Consider the following 17018-nt stretch of genomic DNA (forward strand, 5'->3'; position numbering starts at 1 on the left):
TGGGATTGCTTAAACGCCTGGCTCTTTGTGCAACCGACGACATGCAGTGCCATCCTCACGGAACAGATGGCAACGCTCTGGCGGCAAGCCGATAGCGAATTTGGCACCCTCTTCTACCAACACCACGTCATTCTGGCGGTAGACCAGGTTCTGACGGATGGCGGGGATCTGGATATGAATCTGTGTTTCGTGACCAAGCTGTTCGACGACCTGAACGTCACCTTCCAGGGTCACATCGGCGATGTGGCTCGGGAGTAAATGTTCAGGACGAATACCCAGGGACATGTTTGCCCCGACCTGTACGTTGGCGCTGTCGACCGGCAGCCAGACCTGCTGGCGGTTTGGCAGCTCCACCTGTACCTGTTCAATGGCTGTCGCGGTCACTTTGACGGGCAGGAAGTTCATCTTTGGCGAGCCAATAAAGCCCGCAACAAAGCGGTCTGCCGGATAGTGGTACAGCTCCAGCGGTTTACCCACCTGCGCCACGCGGCCGGCATCCAGCACCACGATTTTGTCGGCGAGGGTCATCGCTTCCACCTGATCGTGGGTGACGTAAATCATCGTGCGGCCAAGACGCTTGTGCAGACGGGAGATTTCAATACGCATCTGGACGCGCAGGGCGGCATCCAGGTTTGAGAGAGGTTCATCGAGCAGGAACACGCGCGGTTCGGCCACCAGCGTACGGCCAATCGCCACACGCTGACGCTGACCACCGGAAAGCGCTTTCGGTTTACGCTCCAGCAGATGAGCCAGCTGTAACACTTCCGCCACCTGCGTCACGCGCTGGTTAATGACCTCTTTCTTCGCGCCGGCCAGCTTCAGGCCAAAGGACATGTTTTCGGCAACGGAAAGGTGGGGATAGAGTGCATAAGACTGGAACACCATGCCTACGCCACGTTCGGCGGGCGGGATGTCGTTCATTCGGGTATCACCAATCAGCAGGTCACCGCTGGTGATCGTTTCAAGACCGGCAATCATACGCAGCAGAGTAGATTTACCACAGCCTGATGGGCCAACAAACACCACGAATTCGCCTTCGTTGATGTCCAGATTGATGTCTTTCGACACCACAACGTCACCCCAGGCTTTCGTTACATTACGCAGCTGTACGCTCGCCATGCCCTTCTCCCTTCGTTACAACCTGTCACCGACAGAAACATTCAAGATAAGTTCACTATGGGGTATCCATTACTTTCCCGAATCCTCCACCCCCCGCCTTTTTGATGGGGGAGGAGGCGGGAGGATGAGAGAGCAGGCTCTGCGACCGCTGTGGGAGGGCTGAGGCAAAATTCGTGAAGCCGCCTGCAAAATTCAGTGGGTTTTTATGTGCGCCAGCACTCATAACTTAAATTTATGCAACAGAGATCACACAAACGGGGGGTGGGGCGTAGGGGTTGGGAGGATGGAAAGAGGATGTCAAATAAGGAGACTGAGACACGTTGAACCACTGAAGTCATACCATGAGACATCACCAAAAAGGATGGCAGCTATGAATATCAAGACTGGCGCACGCGTTTTCGCATTGTCCGCCCTCGCAGCAATGACGATTTCCGCACCGGCGCTCGCCAAAATTGAAGAAGGCAAACTGGTTATCTGGATTAACGGCGACAAGGGCTATAACGGCCTGGCCGAAGTGGGCAAAAAATTCGAGAAAGACACCGGTATCAAAGTTACCGTAGAACACCCGGACAAACTGGAAGAGAAATTCCCGCAGGTTGCAGCAACCGGCGACGGCCCGGACATCATCTTCTGGGCGCATGACCGTTTCGGGGGCTACGCGCAGTCTGGCCTGCTGGCAGAAGTGACGCCAGATAAAGCCTTCCAGGACAAGCTGTTCCCGTTCACCTGGGACGCCGTTCGCTATAACGGCAAGCTGATCGCTTACCCTATCGCGGTTGAAGCCCTGTCTCTGATTTACAACAAGGACCTGGTACCAAACCCACCGAAAACCTGGGAAGAGATCCCGAAACTGGATAAAGAGCTGAAGGCGAAAGGTAAATCCGCCCTGATGTTCAACCTGCAAGAGCCGTACTTCACCTGGCCGCTGATTGCTGCCGACGGCGGTTACGCGTTCAAGTTTGAAAACGGCAAATATGACGTGAAAGACGTGGGCGTGGACAACGCGGGCGCGAAAGCGGGTCTGACCTTCCTGGTTGACCTCATCAAGAACAAACACATGAACGCGGATACCGACTACTCCATCGCGGAAGCGGCGTTCAACAAAGGCGAAACCGCGATGACCATCAACGGTCCGTGGGCCTGGACCAACATCGACAAGAGCAAAATCAACTATGGCGTGACGCTGCTGCCAACCTTCAAAGGCAAGCCGTCTAAACCGTTCGTTGGCGTGCTGAGCGCGGGCATCAACGCTGCCAGCCCGAACAAAGAGCTGGCGAAAGAGTTCCTGGAAAACTACCTGCTGACCGATCAGGGTCTGGATGAAGTGAACAAGGACAAACCGCTGGGCGCCGTTGCGCTGAAATCCTTCCAGGATCATCTGGCGAAGGACCCACGTATCGCGGCCACCATGGATAACGCCCAGAAAGGCGAAATCATGCCGAACATCCCACAGATGGCCGCGTTCTGGTACGCCACGCGTACCGCGGTCATCAACGCTGCAAGCGGTCGTCAGACTGTCGATGCCGCGCTGAAGGATGCTCAGGGTCGTATTACTAAGTAAGTCTGAAAAACGGCGGGTGGCGCATGCGCTTACCCGCCCTACGACTACGGCACGATCCGTAGGTCAGGTAAGCGCAGCGCCACCTGACGATAAGTTTCCACCGTTGTAGAGGAAGAACCCCATGGATGTCATTAAAAAGAAACGCTGGTGGCAAAGCGACGCGCTGAAGTGGTCAGTGATAGGTCTGCTGTGTCTGCTGGTGGGTTACCTTGTTGTTTTAATGTACGTGCAAGGGGAATATCTGTTCGCCATCATGACGCTGATTTTAAGCTCTGCTGGCCTGTATATTTTCGCTAATCGTAAAGCCTATGCCTGGCGCTATGTCTACCCGGGCGTGGCCGGGATGGGGCTGTTTGTCCTGTTCCCGCTGATTTGTACCATCGCCATTGCGTTCACCAACTACAGCAGCACCAACCAACTTGCGCAGGAACGCGCGCAGCAGGTCCTGCTGGATCGCTCATATCAGGCAGGCAAGACCTTTAACTTCGGCCTGTACCCTGCCGGTAACGAGTGGAAGTTAGCGCTTACTGACGAATCAAGCAGCAAATACTATGTCTCCGACGCGTTCAAATTTGGCGGCGAGCAGAAGCTGGCCTTAAAAGAGGCGCAGGCCCTGCCGGAAGGTGAACGTGCCAACCTGCGCGTTATTACCCAGAACCGTCAGGCGCTGACCCAGCTCACCGCCGTGCTGCCAGATGAAAGCAAAGTGACCATGAGCTCGCTGCGCCAGTTCTCCGGCACGCAGCCGCTGTACACTCTGGCGGACGACGGCACGCTGACCAACAACCAGAGCGGCGTGAAATATCGTCCGAATAACGACATTGGTTTCTATCAGTCCATTACTGCCGACGGCAAATGGGGTGATGACAAGCTCAGCCCGGGCTATACCGTCACCATTGGCTGGGACAACTTTACCCGCGTGTTTACCGACGAAGGCATTCAGAAACCGTTCTTCGCCATCTTCGTCTGGACGGTGGTCTTCTCGGTGCTGACCGTGATCCTGACCGTTGCCGTGGGCATGGTGCTGGCCTGTCTCGTCCAGTGGGAATCTCTGAAAGGCAAAGCGATTTACCGCGTGCTGCTGATTCTGCCGTACGCCGTACCGTCGTTTATCTCGATTCTGATTTTCAAAGGGCTGTTTAACCAGAGCTTCGGTGAAATCAACATGATGCTGAGCGCCCTGTTCGGCATCAAACCGGCCTGGTTCAGCGACCCGACCACCGCTCGCTCGATGATTATCATCGTGAACACCTGGCTCGGTTATCCGTACATGATGATCCTGTGCATGGGCCTGCTGAAGGCTATCCCGGACGATCTGTATGAAGCCTCGGCGATGGACGGCGCGGGCCCGTTCCAGAACTTCTTCAAGATTACGCTTCCGCTGCTTATTAAGCCGCTGACGCCGCTGATGATTGCCAGCTTCGCCTTTAACTTTAACAACTTCGTGCTGATTCAGCTGTTGACCAACGGCGGCCCGGACCGCCTTGGCACCACGACGCCAGCAGGCTATACCGACCTGCTCGTGAGTTACACCTACCGTATCGCCTTCGAAGGCGGCGGCGGCCAGGACTTCGGTCTGGCGGCAGCGATTGCCACCCTGATCTTCCTGCTGGTAGGCGCCCTGGCGATTGTGAACCTGAAAGCCACACGTATGAAATTCGACTAAGGAGGGCACTGATTATGTCTATGGTCCAACCCAAATCACAAAAGCTGCGCCTCTTCGCAACGCACTTAGGCCTGCTGATTTTCATCGCGGCGATCATGTTCCCGCTGCTGATGGTTATCGCCATCTCCCTGCGTTCGGGTAACTTCGCGACCGGGAGCCTGATCCCGGACGAAATCTCCTGGGAGCACTGGAAGCTCGCGCTGGGCTTCAGCGTGGAACACGCGGATGGCCGCGTCACGCCGCCGCCGTTCCCGGTGCTGCTGTGGCTGTGGAACTCGGTGAAAATCGCAGGCATTACCGCCATTGGTATCGTGGCGCTTTCCACCACCTGCGCCTACGCCTTCGCCCGCATGCGCTTCCCGGGTAAAGCGACGCTGCTGAAAGGGATGCTGATTTTCCAGATGTTCCCGGCCGTGCTGTCACTGGTGGCGTTGTATGCCTTGTTTGATCGTCTGGGCCAGTACGTACCGTTTATCGGTCTGAACACCCACGGCGGCGTGATCTTCGCCTATCTTGGCGGTATCGCACTGCATGTATGGACCATTAAGGGCTATTTCGAAACCATCGACGGCTCGCTGGAAGAAGCGGCCGCGCTGGATGGTGCGACTCCGTGGCAGGCGTTCCGCCTGGTGCTGCTGCCGCTGTCGGTGCCTATCCTGGCGGTGGTGTTTATTCTGTCGTTTATCGCTGCGATCACTGAAGTACCGGTTGCCTCACTGTTACTGCGTGATGTGAACAGCTACACCCTGGCCGTCGGTATGCAGCAATACCTCAACCCGCAAAACTACCTGTGGGGCGACTTTGCCGCGGCGGCGGTTCTTTCCGCCATCCCGATTACCGTGGTGTTCCTGCTGGCGCAGCGCTGGCTGGTCAACGGCCTGACGGCGGGCGGTGTGAAAGGTTAAGTTTCATTTGTTATGCCACTGCAACCCTCAACTTTAGACGTATTGTATTGACCCAACTTGTGACTGTTGTTAGGCGGCCTCCGGGCCGCCATTTTTTTATTCGCGTTTCAGCCGCTTCGAATTGCACAGCCAGAGGGTGATCACCAGCAGCAGGATCGCCGCCGAGTAGATCAGCACGTCGAGCGGAGATTTATGATCGACGATGATCAGACGCACTATCGCGGTGATCCCGATGTAGACAAAATAACGCAGCGGGAAGTGAAAGCCGGACTGAAAGTACTTCACAATCAGGGCGATAAATTCAAAGTAGAGAAAGTAGACTACCAGGCCTTCCACCAGCGCATATTTGCTGGTTTGTTCAGGGGCGAACAGTACATCCGCGAGATGCACCGTCTCTTTACCCAAAAAGACGACCAGTATCAGGCCAAGGCTCAACAGACCGAGGTTCAGCACGGTCTGGAGGATAGTTGAGATAAACTCAACGCGCGGGCGAGTCAGGGATGTCATACAGCACCTCATTCTCCAGGGCGAGGTTCCTGTATAACGCAAAAATGTGACGGGGATCTATATTTTTTAATTATGTTTTATGTAGGAAGAAAACCGATGGAGCGTAAACAAACCGGGGTTCGTAACGTGACCTGTGGCGACAATGTGATCGTATATGAACCTGCTAACCTTTACGACTGTGTGCTGGGCAACGGCGTATTCGTCGGCCCGTTTGTTGAAATCCAGGGCAATACGCGCATCGGTGACGACTGCAAAATCCAGTCGCACACCTTCATCTGCGAGTATGTCACTATTGGCAAGCGTTGCTTTGTTGGCCATGGCGTGATGTTTGCCAACGATATGTTTCGGGAGGGGAAACCGAACGCCGACCGAGAGAGCTGGGGCCATATTACCGTGGGGGATGATGTTTCGATAGGCAGTGGAGCGACCATTCTGGCGGTATCCATCTGCGACGGTGCGGTGATTGGTGCAGGGAGCGTGGTAACAAAATCGATCGTCGAGAAAGGTGTCTATGCCGGGAACCCGGCGAGGCTACTGCGCCGCTTGTGATTCGCCCGGTGGCGCTGCGCTTACCGGGCCTACAAAAACCGTTGGCCGGGCAAACGCAGTGCCGCCCGGCGTGAAGCATCAGCGGAAGTTAATGTTCTTATCGCTCGTCATGTCATACAGCTGGAACTTACGACCCAGCTGCTGACCGCCGTCACGCGTCAGCGGCGTCCAGCCAATCGCCGCGCGGCTGCGGGTTGGGCCTGACGAGAACAGATCCAGCGGAATGGACACGTAAACCCCTTTGGTGAAGTCCCCTTCCCCATATTCGTCCGGCGAGACGTTGGTGATGGTGGCGTACCCGCCCACCACGACGCCGCTGTCGAAGTGTTTGGAGATGTCCAGCGTACCGCCCTTATCGCCCGCCAGGTACTGGCCGACGCTGGCTTTCACCAGCACGTCAGGGGCGAACGACGGCGTCCAGTAGGCGGTCAGATGTCCCGTTTTGACGCTGTAGTCGGTGAACTTCATCATGTCCTGCGCGCTGCGCCAGTCACGCTGCTTGACGTAGTTGGCATCAACCCCGAACGCCCAGTTGCTGTCGACCGGACGATAAAGCACTTCTGCACCCGCGCCGCCGTACATGGTTTCCAGATACCCGCCGTACACCTGGCCGTAGAAGCCGTTGCCGAAGTACTGGAAGTAGTTGGCCTGCAGGTTATTCACGTAGGCATCGTTCTGCACGTATTCACGCACGCGGGTACGCACGCGCGGCAGCGTCGAGTCTTTTGGCGGGTTGGTGTAGTTGAACTTGTCGTAGTTGTTGGCGATGTTGCCGAACAGGCTGCCGGTGGTCAGCAGATGGTCGGTGAGCCACAGATCCGCCGTCGCCATGACGCCCAGCTGATACATGTAGAAGTTTTCAGGCCCGCCGACGGACTGGTTCAGCACCGGATCGATATGGAAATCAAAGCGCGATTTGTCGATATACCAGCCCTGCTCGGTGGTGTCTGGCACCACGGGCTCGATGCGTTTTTGCACCAGCTCGGTTTCATGCCCGAGCGGCTCGCCTTCCAGATGGCGCTTAAGGCTGGCAACGTCCGTTTCGGTTGTGACCTGCGGCAGGTTGAGGCGGTTTTCCGTCACGCGGATCGTGCGGATCCCCTCCGGCAGATCGTTCATAACGATCCGGTTGGCGCGTTCGATCCCTTCGCGCGAGTCGCGGTATTTCACCTGCTCGCCGGTGACGTAAAGCGTGTCGCCCTTGGTCTGAATCTTCGGATCCGCCAGGCCTGCATTGTATTTCAACAGCGTCAGCTGGTTTGCCACCACGGAGTGCTGCAGAATCGCATCCTGCGGCTCCGGCTGGTACGCAGGGCGGGCGTTATCATTGTAGTGCGGCCGCATGTCGTTAAAGTTGGTGCGCAACGTGAAGCCAAACATCACCGTATTGCCGCGCTCGTAGCTGAGGTTAACGTCGGCCCAGTCGGTGACGCGATAAATGGCGCCGACGTTAAACTTGCTCTTCTGCTCAATTTTCCCGGCGAAGTCCTGCGAGTAGTCATTCCCTTCATACTCCAGCTTCAGGCGTAATGGCTGCCAGGGCGTTTGATACTCGACCCCGCCAAACAGCGAGGCGGGGCCGTGGAACATCTGGTCACCGTTGATGGAACCGGCTTTTTTGTAGCTGTTATCGCGATAGCAGTATTTGTCGCTGTAGGAGCAGAACGGGTTTTTCACGTTGCCGCTGGTGCCCAGATAGCCCCACCCCAGGCCGAGCGAGAAGTCGAACGGCCCCCAGGCTTTGCTGGCCACGATGTATTCCGCATCAAACAGACCGGTACCACCGATATCTTTGGCACCCACGGACACCTGCGGCATCCAGTAACTCTCTTCCCACAGGCGCAGCTTGACGTCGAAGGCTTTATCTTTGTAGGTCTGATCGCCGGAGAACGCCTCAACGCTGCTGTATTGTTTCGTACGTACGTCGGTATAGCGCAGCGTGGTTTCAAGCCACGGGAACAGCTGCACCGACGCCGAGTAGTAGCGATACTGGTCGTTATCACGGTAGTTAAGGCTAATTTCCCCTTCACGCGCCATACGCGCGGTGGGCGTTTGCAGTAAACCGACGCCGCCGAAGTCTGACTGAGACGGGCCAATGGGTGCCGGATACGTTTCTGCATGGCAGGCGGCACTCACGCAGAGCGCCAGCATGCTGTAGAGATAAGTTCTTTTCATTATTCCGGTATCCGCTGAATCAGGGAGTGAAGGATATCGGCGTTAAGCCCGTCATACGCCTTCGTCCAGAAATGGTCGGCAAAACCGACAAAAATGATGCTGCCCGGCATAGGTTCGATATGCCGTTTATTCCAGTAAGCCACGGGGGCTTTTTGTGTGTGTCCGTCAGGGTAAACCACCCAGGCGTAGCTGTTATCGGCACCGCTCAGCAGGCTCTGCTCGTCGAGGTAGCTCGCCACGTCACGACCTGGCGTAAAGGGCTTGTTACCCGGGCTGCTGATAAGCCCCATCACGGTCACCGTCGTCGGCTTCGCCGGAAGCCAGAGCGTATACTCCCCTTCAAGCGTCGGGTTGCCCTTTTCCGTGACGCGCACTTCATCTGGATCAAGATTCACTTTCTGACGGCCCGTCACCTTCAGCGCCTGCAGCTGCTGGCGAACGCTGTTGATGGCCGCCGCGTCGTCGCCATCTTCCTGCTCCGCTAACCCCGTCAGCCTGGCAAGGAGCGCCTTGTGCTGTTGTTCCGCTTCAGCGGTCTTCTGCCGTTCAGCGATCACTGCCCCCGGCCACCAGCTGTTGGCGAGCCTTGGCTGTCCGACGAGATCGAGCAGATGCTCGGCGTGGGTTAAGGTTTTGGGTTTTTCACTGTCCGGCGTGTAGACCTTTACCGTCCCTGCGGACCATGCCAGCGGCGCGGCAAGGCTGGCGAGAAGCGCAACGTGGATGAGCGTTTTCATGATTTCGCCGCCTTGATCAGGGTGGTTTTAACCGGGAAGAATCCGGCACCGAGATACTGCAGGGACTGGCGGATCTGCCCTTCCTCGTCGATCCAGAAGCGGTTGTGCCAGGTGGCCTGTTCGGTGGTGACTTCTTCATCCAGCACGCGAACATGGGTTTCGTCGCTGCCGACTGTCACGCTGTCCGTGCCGTCCCAGCGGAAGGTCGAGCGTGCCGTGGCGTAACGCACCTGCTTATGTTCGGTCCAGCCCATCGTGCGCGTCCAGCTTGCGCCGTCGGCGATCTGGTTCGGCTCGATCAGCGGATCGGCAGCGATATTATTCACTTCCAGCAGGTTGTCGCCGCCCAACAGGGTTTTCACGATACGGCCATGCTGCGTCACGATGGTGGCCTGATCCTGCGTCACCCATTTCTGCTGCCCGTTTTCATCGAAAGCGAGCACCACAAACAGCTGCGGGCCATCGTTAAGCTGCATGTACTGACTGGCATAGGGCATGTTTTGAAGTTCGTCATCGGTCAGATGTACGCCCGGCGTGCCAAACACGCTTTCCCACAGTGAATTTCCCAGCCCTTTAGTGGTGGCCGAGCACGCCTGCAGCAGCAGGCAAATCAGAATGATTGCAGGTCGCTTCACGACTCTTCTCCGAAGGGGCGAAATAACCACACCGAAGTGTGGTTATGATTAAAACACCCGCTATTACTGGGTGCTGGTTGTCGTGGTGGTCGTGGTTCCGGTATTGGAGCCATCACCGCCACCGGTTGCCGCCAGCGCGACACCCACGGCTGAACTTACGGTGCTGGCGCTGGCTGCGGTAGAACTTCCCGCAGACGCAGACGTCGCAGCCGAACCTGCCGCTTCCCCGACCTGAACCGGAGCTGCATAAACAGATGTCGCCGCAAGCGCAGATATGGCAAAAATGCCATACAGTACTTTCTTCATAACAATTTCCCTTCAATGAATGAATGGAGATTTGCCCGAAAAGAATTTCAGGCGGAATCGAGTATACACAACTACTGCCGTGGGTTTGCCGTAAGGGGAAATAGGGAGCGGGTTTTCGGACTAATGGATAAAATCGAAATTAAAGGCAAATTACATAAATATATAACCAATATAAATCAATAAGTTATAATATAAAGACATTAATTAGCTTCTACGTATTTTCTTAAAATAAACCGCAGCAATTAACGGGTTAAGCGTCTTTTTCGGATTAAACTCAGATCCAGAATTTGAGTTAACTAACAGACATCAGGAATTATCCGATAAAAAAATGCCGGCATTAAGCCGGCACGTTTTCATGACGTTTTAATTACGCACGCCATGCTTTATAACGGTTGATCAAACCATTTGTCGAGCTGTCATGGCTGGCAATCGCTTTATCGTCACCCAGCTCTGGCAGAATACGGTTTGCCAGCTGTTTGCCCAGCTCAACGCCCCACTGGTCAAAGGTGAAGATGTTCAGGATGGCGCCCTGCGTGAAGATCTTATGCTCGTACAGGGCAATCAGCGCGCCCAGGCTGAACGGCGTGATTTCGCGCAGCAGGATGGAGTTGGTTGGACGGTTGCCTTCAAACACTTTGAACGGCACAACGTGGTCCAGGGTTGCCGGATCTTTACCCTGGTCACGGTATTCCTGCTCAACCACCTCGCGGGATTTACCGAACGCCAGCGCTTCGGTCTGCGCAAAGAAGTTCGACAGCAGTTTCGGATGGTGGTCGGACAGCGGGTTATGGGTGATAGCCGGGGCGATGAAATCGCACGGTACCATTTTGGTGCCCTGGTGAATCAGCTGGTAGAAGGCATGCTGACCGTTAGTGCCCGGCTCGCCCCAGATGATTGGGCCAGTCTGGTAATCCACCGCGTTGCCGTTACGGTCAACGTATTTACCGTTGGATTCCATGTTGCCCTGCTGGAAGTAGGCCGCAAAGCGGTGCATATACTGGTCGTACGGCAGGATCGCTTCGGTTTCAGCGCCGAAGAAGTTGTTGTACCAGATACCGATCAGCGCCAGCAGCACCGGCAGGTTTTTCTCTGGTGCGGTCGTGGAGAAGTGTTTATCCATCGCGTGCGCGCCAGAGAGCAGCTCAACGAAGTTGTCGAAGCCCACGGACAGGATGATGGACAGACCGATCGCAGACCACAGGGAGTAGCGGCCGCCAACCCAGTCCCAGAACTCGAACATGTTCGCGGTATCAATGCCGAACTCGCTGACGGCTTTACCGTTGGTAGACAGCGCCGCGAAGTGTTTCGCCACGTGCTTGTTGTCGCCTGCGGTTTTCAGGAACCAGTCGCGCGCGCTGTGGGCGTTGGTCATGGTTTCCTGAGTGGTAAAGGTTTTGGAGGCCACCAGGAACAGGGTGGTTTCCGGGTTCACGTTCTTCAGCACTTCGGCGATGTGGGTACCATCGACGTTAGACACAAAGTGCATATTGAGGTGGTTTTTATACGGGCGCAGCGCTTCGGTCACCATGAACGGACCGAGGTCAGACCCGCCGATACCGATGTTCACCACGTCGGTGATCGCTTTGCCGGTGTAGCCTTTCCAGCTTCCGGAGATGATCGCTTCAGAGAAGGTTTTCATCTTTTCCAGCACCGCGTTCACTTCCGGCATGACGTCTTTGCCGTCAACGATGATTGGCGTATTGCTACGGTTACGCAGGGCCACGTGCAGCACGGCGCGGTCTTCGGTGCGGTTGATCTTCTCACCGGAGAACATGGACTTGATGGCGTCGGCAAGCTCAGTCTCTTTCGCCAGATCCTGCAGTTTTGCCAGCGTCTCTTCGGTAATGCGGTTTTTGGAGAAATCCACCAGCATCAGGTCGTCGAAGGTCGCGGAGAACTTAGCGAAACGACCGGCATCTTTCGCGAACAGATCCGCGATGGTGACGTCTTTCATTTCATCAAAATGTTTCTGGAGTGCCTGCCAGGCAGCGGTCTGCGTTGGGTTGATGTTTTTCATTAGCAATACTCTTCTGATTTGAGAATTGTGACTGCGGTCGATTGTAGCGCCTGCAAATAAAAATTGTGATGGTTTTTATGCCATTGCCCTGGCCTGCATCAAACGCAGGTGAAAAGACCCGAAAAGTATAGCTGCTGAAGTGGCCTCCTGCGGCGGCGAAATGTCGCCCAAAACAGGCTAAAACGGAGCATAAAATATGGCCCTGTTATAAGTCCTGTTTCTCAGGGGTACCCCCCCATGAAAAATCCGCATAATCCCAGCATTGACAGGACCTCCCCCGCATTTTATTTATAGGGCCGTATTTTGCGCCTGCACCTGTTTTCATTTCATTCTTGTGCCATGGTCGCTTATTCATTCCCTGACACGAGGTTGTTATGACGAGTTTTGTGGTCGCCAAGTTTGGCGGCACCAGTGTGGCAGATTACGCTGCCATGAACCGCAGCGCTGATGTGGTGCTGGCCGATCCGAATACCCGCCTGGTGGTGCTTTCTGCATCCGCTGGCGTGACGAACCTGCTGGTTTCTCTGTCTGAAGGACTTGAAGCGACAGAACGTTTCGTGAAGCTGGACGCGCTGCGCAAAATTCAGTTCGACATCCTTGAGTGTCTTCAGAATCCGAATGTGATCCGCGAGGAAATCGAACGCCTGCTGGAAAATATCACCACCCTGGCAGAAGCGGCGTCTCTGGCAAACTCCTCGGCCCTGACGGATGAACTGGTCAGCCACGGCGAGCTGATGTCTACCCTGCTGTTTGTTGAGATTATGCGCGAGCGTAATATTCAGGCGCAGTGGTTTGACGTGCGTAAAGTGATGCGCACCAGCGATCGCTTTGGCCGTGCCGAACCGGACGTTGAGGCTCTGGCCGAGTTGACCAGCCAGCAGCTGGCACCGCGCCTGGAAGAAGGTATCGTGATCACCCAGGGCTTTATCGGTAGCGAAGCAAAAGGACGCACGACGACGCTGGGCCGCGGCGGCAGCGACTACACCGCCGCCCTGCTGGGCGAAGCGCTGCACGCCACGCGCGTAGATATCTGGACGGACGTGCCGGGCATTTACACCACCGACCCGCGCGTGGTCTCTACGGCAAAACGTATTGATGTGATCGCGTTTGAAGAAGCGGCGGAGATGGCTACCTTTGGCGCGAAAGTGCTGCATCCTGCAACCCTGCTTCCCGCCGTGCGCAGCGATATTCCTGTCTTCGTTGGCTCCAGTAAAGAGCCGAAAGCAGGCGGCACAATGGTGTGTAAGAGAACCGAAAGCCCGCCGCTGTTCCGCGCCCTGGCCCTGCGTCGCAAGCAGACGCTGGTCACGCTGCACAGCCATAACATGCTGCACTCCCGCGGATTCCTGGCAGAAGTGTTTGGTATTCTGGCGCGCCACAATATCTCCGTAGATCTGATCACCACGTCAGAAGTGAGTATTGCGCTGACCCTGGATACGACCGGCTCAACGTCCAAGGGCGATACCCTGCTGACCCAGTCGCTGCTGATTGAGCTGTCCGAGCTGTGCCGCGTGGAAGTAGAAGAAGACCTGGCGCTGGTTGCCATCATTGGCAACAAGCTGTCGCGCGCCTGCGGCGTGGGCAAAGAGGTGTTCGGCGTGCTCGACCCGTTCAGCATCCGCATGATTTGCTACGGCGCGTCCAGCTACAACCTCTGCTTCCTGGTGCCTGCCGATCAGGCCGAGCAGGTGGTGCAGAAACTTCATCAGAATTTGTTTGAATAAAATTCGTTAGCACGATAAACAATACCTATAAGCCGGGCACAGACCCGGCTTTTTCATAACTAAACAACACGACAATACTGCAAGGAATTCACTATGTTATCCGTCATTACACGGCTGTTCCCGCTATGGGCGCTGCTGCTCTCCGTACTCGCGTATTACACCCCCGCCACGTTCACGGGCATTGGTCCGTGGGTCGCCACGCTGCTGATGCTGATCATGTTCGGTATGGGCGTGCATCTGAAAATCGACGACTTCAAACGCGTACTGTCTCGCCCTGCGCCCGTCGCAGCGGGGATCTTCCTGCACTACCTGGTGATGCCGCTTGCGGCGTGGCTGCTGGCGATGGCCTTTAAGATGCCGCCCGATCTCTCCGCCGGGATGGTGCTGGTGGGCAGCGTGGCCAGCGGAACGGCGTCCAACGTCATGATCTACCTGGCGAAAGGGGATGTGGCGCTTTCCGTCACCATCTCCTCCGTTTCCACGCTGGTGGGCGTGATTGCCACGCCGCTGTTAACCCGCCTGTACGTGGACGCGCATATTCAGGTCGATGTGATGGGCATGCTGCTGAGCATTCTGCAGATTGTGGTGATCCCGATTGCGCTGGGGCTGGCCATTCACCATCTTTTCCCGCGCGTGGTGAAGGCCGTTGAGCCGTACCTGCCTGCGTTTTCGATGGTCTGCATTCTGGCGATCATCAGCGCCGTGGTGGCGGGTTCCGCATCGCACATTGCCTCCGTGGGCTTTGTGGTGATCATCGCAGTGGTGCTGCATAACACTATTGGCCTGCTGGGCGGCTACTGGGGCGGGAAGCTGTTTGGTTTTGACGAATCGACATGCCGCACGCTGGCAATCGAGGTAGGCATGCAGAACTCCGGCCTGGCGGCGGCGCTCGGTAAAATTTACTTCTCCCCGCTGGCGGCCTTGCCTGGCGCGCTGTTCTCCGTCTGGCATAACCTCTCCGGCTCGCTGCTGGCGGGTTACTGGTCCGGCAAACCGATTGATGAGCAAACGAAAAAAGATGCGGTGAAGCAGGGTTAATTTACGCGGCTTGCTTTACACTGAAGCCTCCCCAACAGGAGGCTTCAGCAATGGCTACACCACGTTTGACCCAGAAAGACATGACGGAAGCCGAGCAGCGCGAACTGAAAACGCTTCTCGACCGCGCCCGTATCGCACATGGCCGCACGCTGACGAACGCCGAAACCAATCAGGTGAAAAAAGAGTACATCGATAAGCTGATGGCGCAGCGTGACGCCGCGGCGAAAAAAGCCCGCAAGCTGAAAAAAGAGCAGGCTTATAAACCCGATGCAGAGGCGACCTTTTCCTGGTCGGCCACAACGTCTACCCGTGGAAGGCGCTAATCAGCGCCCTTTCTTTTTACGCCCCGGCTGAGTAAAGCGCTTTCCGTTGCCCGGCTTGCCTCGCCCTTTCTCTTCCGCCTGCGGCGCCTTCACCACCGGGCGCTTAATCGCCTGGGTTTTCGGTTTGGCTTTAGCTTTCGGCTTCGCTTCAGAAGACGAGTTCTCGATAAGCTTGAACAGCTCAATCAGCTCATCGCCAGTTAAGTCGCGCCACTCGCCCAGCGGAATACCGGACAGGCTGACGTTCATGATGCGCGTGCGTTCCAGCTTCGTCACTTCATAACCGAAGTGTTCGCACATGCGGCGGATTTGGCGGTTCAGGCCCTGCACCAGGGTAATGCGGAACGCGAACGGTGCTTCTTTCTTCACCTTACACTTCTTCGTGACGGTGCCGAGGATCGGCACACCGGCACCCATGCCGCGAATAAATTCGTCCGTGACCGGCTTATTCACCGTCACAATGTACTCTTTCTCGTGGTCGTTACCGGCACGCAGAATTTTGTTGACCAGATCGCCGTGGTTGGTGAGGAAAATCAGCCCCTGAGAGTCTTTATCCAGACGGCCAATCGGGAAGATACGGCTGCTGTGGTTCACGAAATCAACGATGTTGTCCCGTTCACCGTCTTCCGTGGTGCTGACAATCCCAACCGGTTTGTTCAACGCGATAAACACCAGGTCTTCAGCATCGCGCGGCTCGATGACCTGACCATTCACTTTAACCACATCGCCAGGGGCCACCTGATCGCCGATGGTGGCGCGTTTGCCGTTAAGAAACACGTTACCTTGTTCAATGTAACGGTCAGCCTCGCGACGTGAGCAGATCCCGCTCTCGCTAATGTATTTGTTTAATCGGGTTGATTGAGTTGGCAGCATAGTTTCTCCTGTGAAGGGCGAAATATACCTTAGGTTTGGGCCGAAAAAAAAGATTAGCCGACGGTAACTGAGACGGGTTTTCCAAGTTTACACAGCATCATGATCAGCGTATCAAGCGTGAACTTACTGGTTTTGAGGTTCACGACATCAGACACTCGGGGACGAGAGACGTTTAGCCTGGCGGCAGCGTCAGCCTGACGCAGTTTATTCTCCGCAATCCACGAGGAAATTTCCTGCATCAGTTGCCGCTTGATGGCAAGCAACTGCTCAACCTCTTTCTCGGCGCATTCGTGTAGTTGTTTAGCTTCACTTTCTTCGAAACCCAGTTCAGCAAAGATGTTCGTTTCTGAAGCCGTCACATGCCGAATTTTTGTATCAACGCGTCTTCCCATTTTCATCCTCTCCGAGCATCAAGCACCGACTGAAAACGTGCCTTTGCTATGTATTTATCATGGCCTGATGTCCGCTGCGTTTTCTTCTTAAAGCAATGCAGTACGTAAACAGCATCCTCGTAACGAGCCAAATAGATAATTCGGTATGCGCCCGTGTCACCGCGCAACCGTATCTCTGCAACGCCTTTGCCGATCTCTGAGATGGGCTTCCAGTCCGCCGCCTCTAATCCAGCCTGTAATCGGTGTAGCTGATATCCCGCATCCCGTCGGATTTCCTCCGGGAAGCCGCGCAAATCATCGAAGGCACTCCCCATCCATGCAATGGGCCTCATTGCTGGTCTTTCAGAAAGCATACCACATCCCTGTATAAAATTTTATACATTAAAAATCACATTGTCTTACTCCACAGGTCTGCATATGACCTGTGGGTGTGACGTTACGTTTTCAGTGGAGTTTGGTCACGTCTCATGGAGAGGATCTGCGAGGCGCTT

General features: G+C 55.7%; 17 protein-coding genes. 7 read left to right on the top strand and 10 right to left on the bottom strand.

Features of this window, described 5'->3' with window-relative positions; translation table 11 throughout:
- Positions 1-9: 9 nt before the first annotated feature.
- Entirely contained in the window at positions 10-1119 is a 1110-nt protein-coding gene (gene malK, locus V4835_RS22215; protein WP_059312961.1) for a maltose/maltodextrin ABC transporter ATP-binding protein MalK, read from the bottom strand.
- 370 nt (positions 1120-1489) lie between these two features.
- On the opposite strand from malK, the gene malE reads away from it, so the two are divergent.
- The 3 genes from malE (at position 1490) to malG (ending at position 5251) form a co-directional block, all read left to right on the top strand.
- Positions 1490-2680: a maltose/maltodextrin ABC transporter substrate-binding protein MalE gene (malE, locus tag V4835_RS22220; RefSeq protein ID WP_063145318.1), complete on the top strand. Its 1191-nt coding sequence runs from the start codon at positions 1490-1492 to the stop codon at positions 2678-2680.
- A 121-nt stretch (positions 2681-2801) separates the two neighbouring features.
- Complete coding sequence (gene malF, locus V4835_RS22225) at positions 2802-4346, top strand: maltose ABC transporter permease MalF (protein ID WP_063145319.1); 1545 nt, start codon at positions 2802-2804, stop codon at positions 4344-4346.
- A 14-nt stretch (positions 4347-4360) separates the two neighbouring features.
- Positions 4361-5251 carry a maltose ABC transporter permease MalG gene (gene malG, locus V4835_RS22230; protein ID WP_063145320.1) on the top strand — a complete coding sequence of 297 codons (891 nt, stop codon included), beginning with the start codon at positions 4361-4363 and terminating at the stop codon, positions 5249-5251.
- Between the two features lie 96 nt (positions 5252-5347).
- Here the strand turns inward: malG and psiE are convergent, their stop codons facing one another.
- A complete protein-coding gene (psiE, locus tag V4835_RS22235; protein WP_000202963.1) occupies positions 5348-5758 on the bottom strand; it encodes a phosphate-starvation-inducible protein PsiE in 411 nt (136 codons plus the stop codon).
- Positions 5759-5854: 96 nt separating this feature from the next.
- Here psiE and V4835_RS22240 point away from each other — a divergent pair, with 96 nt between their 5' ends.
- A complete protein-coding gene (locus tag V4835_RS22240) occupies positions 5855-6307 on the top strand; it encodes an acyltransferase (protein WP_063145321.1) in 453 nt (150 codons plus the stop codon).
- 78 nt (positions 6308-6385) lie between these two features.
- On the opposite strand, the gene V4835_RS22245 is transcribed toward V4835_RS22240, so the two are convergent.
- The 5 genes from V4835_RS22245 to pgi form a co-directional block, all read right to left on the bottom strand.
- Positions 6386-8482 (bottom strand): YjbH domain-containing protein, encoded by a 2097-nt coding sequence (locus V4835_RS22245; RefSeq protein WP_063145322.1) that lies wholly within the window; start codon positions 8480-8482, stop codon positions 6386-6388.
- On the bottom strand, positions 8482-9219 hold the full coding sequence (locus tag V4835_RS22250) for a capsule biosynthesis GfcC family protein (RefSeq protein WP_331413754.1): 738 nt from the start codon (positions 9217-9219) through the stop codon (positions 8482-8484). The genes V4835_RS22245 and V4835_RS22250 overlap by 1 nt, the downstream gene beginning before the upstream one ends.
- On the bottom strand, positions 9216-9854 hold the full coding sequence (locus tag V4835_RS22255) for a YjbF family lipoprotein (protein ID WP_331413756.1): 639 nt from the start codon (positions 9852-9854) through the stop codon (positions 9216-9218). The genes V4835_RS22250 and V4835_RS22255 overlap by 4 nt, the downstream gene beginning before the upstream one ends.
- Positions 9855-9917: 63 nt before the next feature.
- A complete protein-coding gene (gene yjbE / locus V4835_RS22260; protein ID WP_008503423.1) occupies positions 9918-10160 on the bottom strand; it encodes an exopolysaccharide production protein YjbE in 243 nt (80 codons plus the stop codon).
- A gap of 367 nt (positions 10161-10527) precedes the next feature.
- Entirely contained in the window at positions 10528-12177 is a 1650-nt protein-coding gene (pgi, locus tag V4835_RS22265) for a glucose-6-phosphate isomerase (RefSeq protein WP_331413758.1), read from the bottom strand.
- Positions 12178-12551: 374 nt separating this feature from the next.
- On the opposite strand from pgi, the gene lysC reads away from it, so the two are divergent.
- From lysC to V4835_RS22280, 3 genes are all read left to right on the top strand, one after another.
- Positions 12552-13901: a lysine-sensitive aspartokinase 3 gene (gene lysC / locus V4835_RS22270; protein WP_063145326.1), complete on the top strand. Its 1350-nt coding sequence runs from the start codon at positions 12552-12554 to the stop codon at positions 13899-13901.
- Positions 13902-13994: 93 nt separating this feature from the next.
- Positions 13995-14939: a ketopantoate/pantoate/pantothenate transporter PanS gene (panS, locus tag V4835_RS22275; protein ID WP_331413760.1), complete on the top strand. Its 945-nt coding sequence runs from the start codon at positions 13995-13997 to the stop codon at positions 14937-14939.
- Between the two features lie 50 nt (positions 14940-14989).
- Positions 14990-15262: a DUF3811 domain-containing protein gene (locus tag V4835_RS22280; RefSeq protein WP_023309994.1), complete on the top strand. Its 273-nt coding sequence runs from the start codon at positions 14990-14992 to the stop codon at positions 15260-15262.
- Here V4835_RS22280 and rluF read toward each other — a convergent pair whose 3' ends face one another.
- From rluF to V4835_RS22295, 3 genes are read right to left on the bottom strand one after another with little or no spacing between them, the layout of a single operon-like run.
- On the bottom strand, positions 15263-16135 hold the full coding sequence (rluF, locus tag V4835_RS22285; RefSeq protein ID WP_331413762.1) for a 23S rRNA pseudouridine(2604) synthase RluF: 873 nt from the start codon (positions 16133-16135) through the stop codon (positions 15263-15265).
- Between the two features lie 53 nt (positions 16136-16188).
- Positions 16189-16527: a helix-turn-helix domain-containing protein gene (locus V4835_RS22290; RefSeq protein WP_193941061.1), complete on the bottom strand. Its 339-nt coding sequence runs from the start codon at positions 16525-16527 to the stop codon at positions 16189-16191.
- A 2-nt stretch (positions 16528-16529) separates the two neighbouring features.
- Positions 16530-16880 carry a type II toxin-antitoxin system RelE/ParE family toxin gene (locus tag V4835_RS22295; protein ID WP_331413765.1) on the bottom strand — a complete coding sequence of 117 codons (351 nt, stop codon included), beginning with the start codon at positions 16878-16880 and terminating at the stop codon, positions 16530-16532.
- Positions 16881-17018 lie beyond the last annotated feature (138 nt).

It is taken from the genome of Enterobacter cloacae complex sp. CARB60, from assembly GCF_036487345.1.
In the GTDB taxonomy this organism is placed as follows: Bacteria; Pseudomonadota; Gammaproteobacteria; order Enterobacterales; family Enterobacteriaceae; genus Enterobacter; species Enterobacter asburiae_D.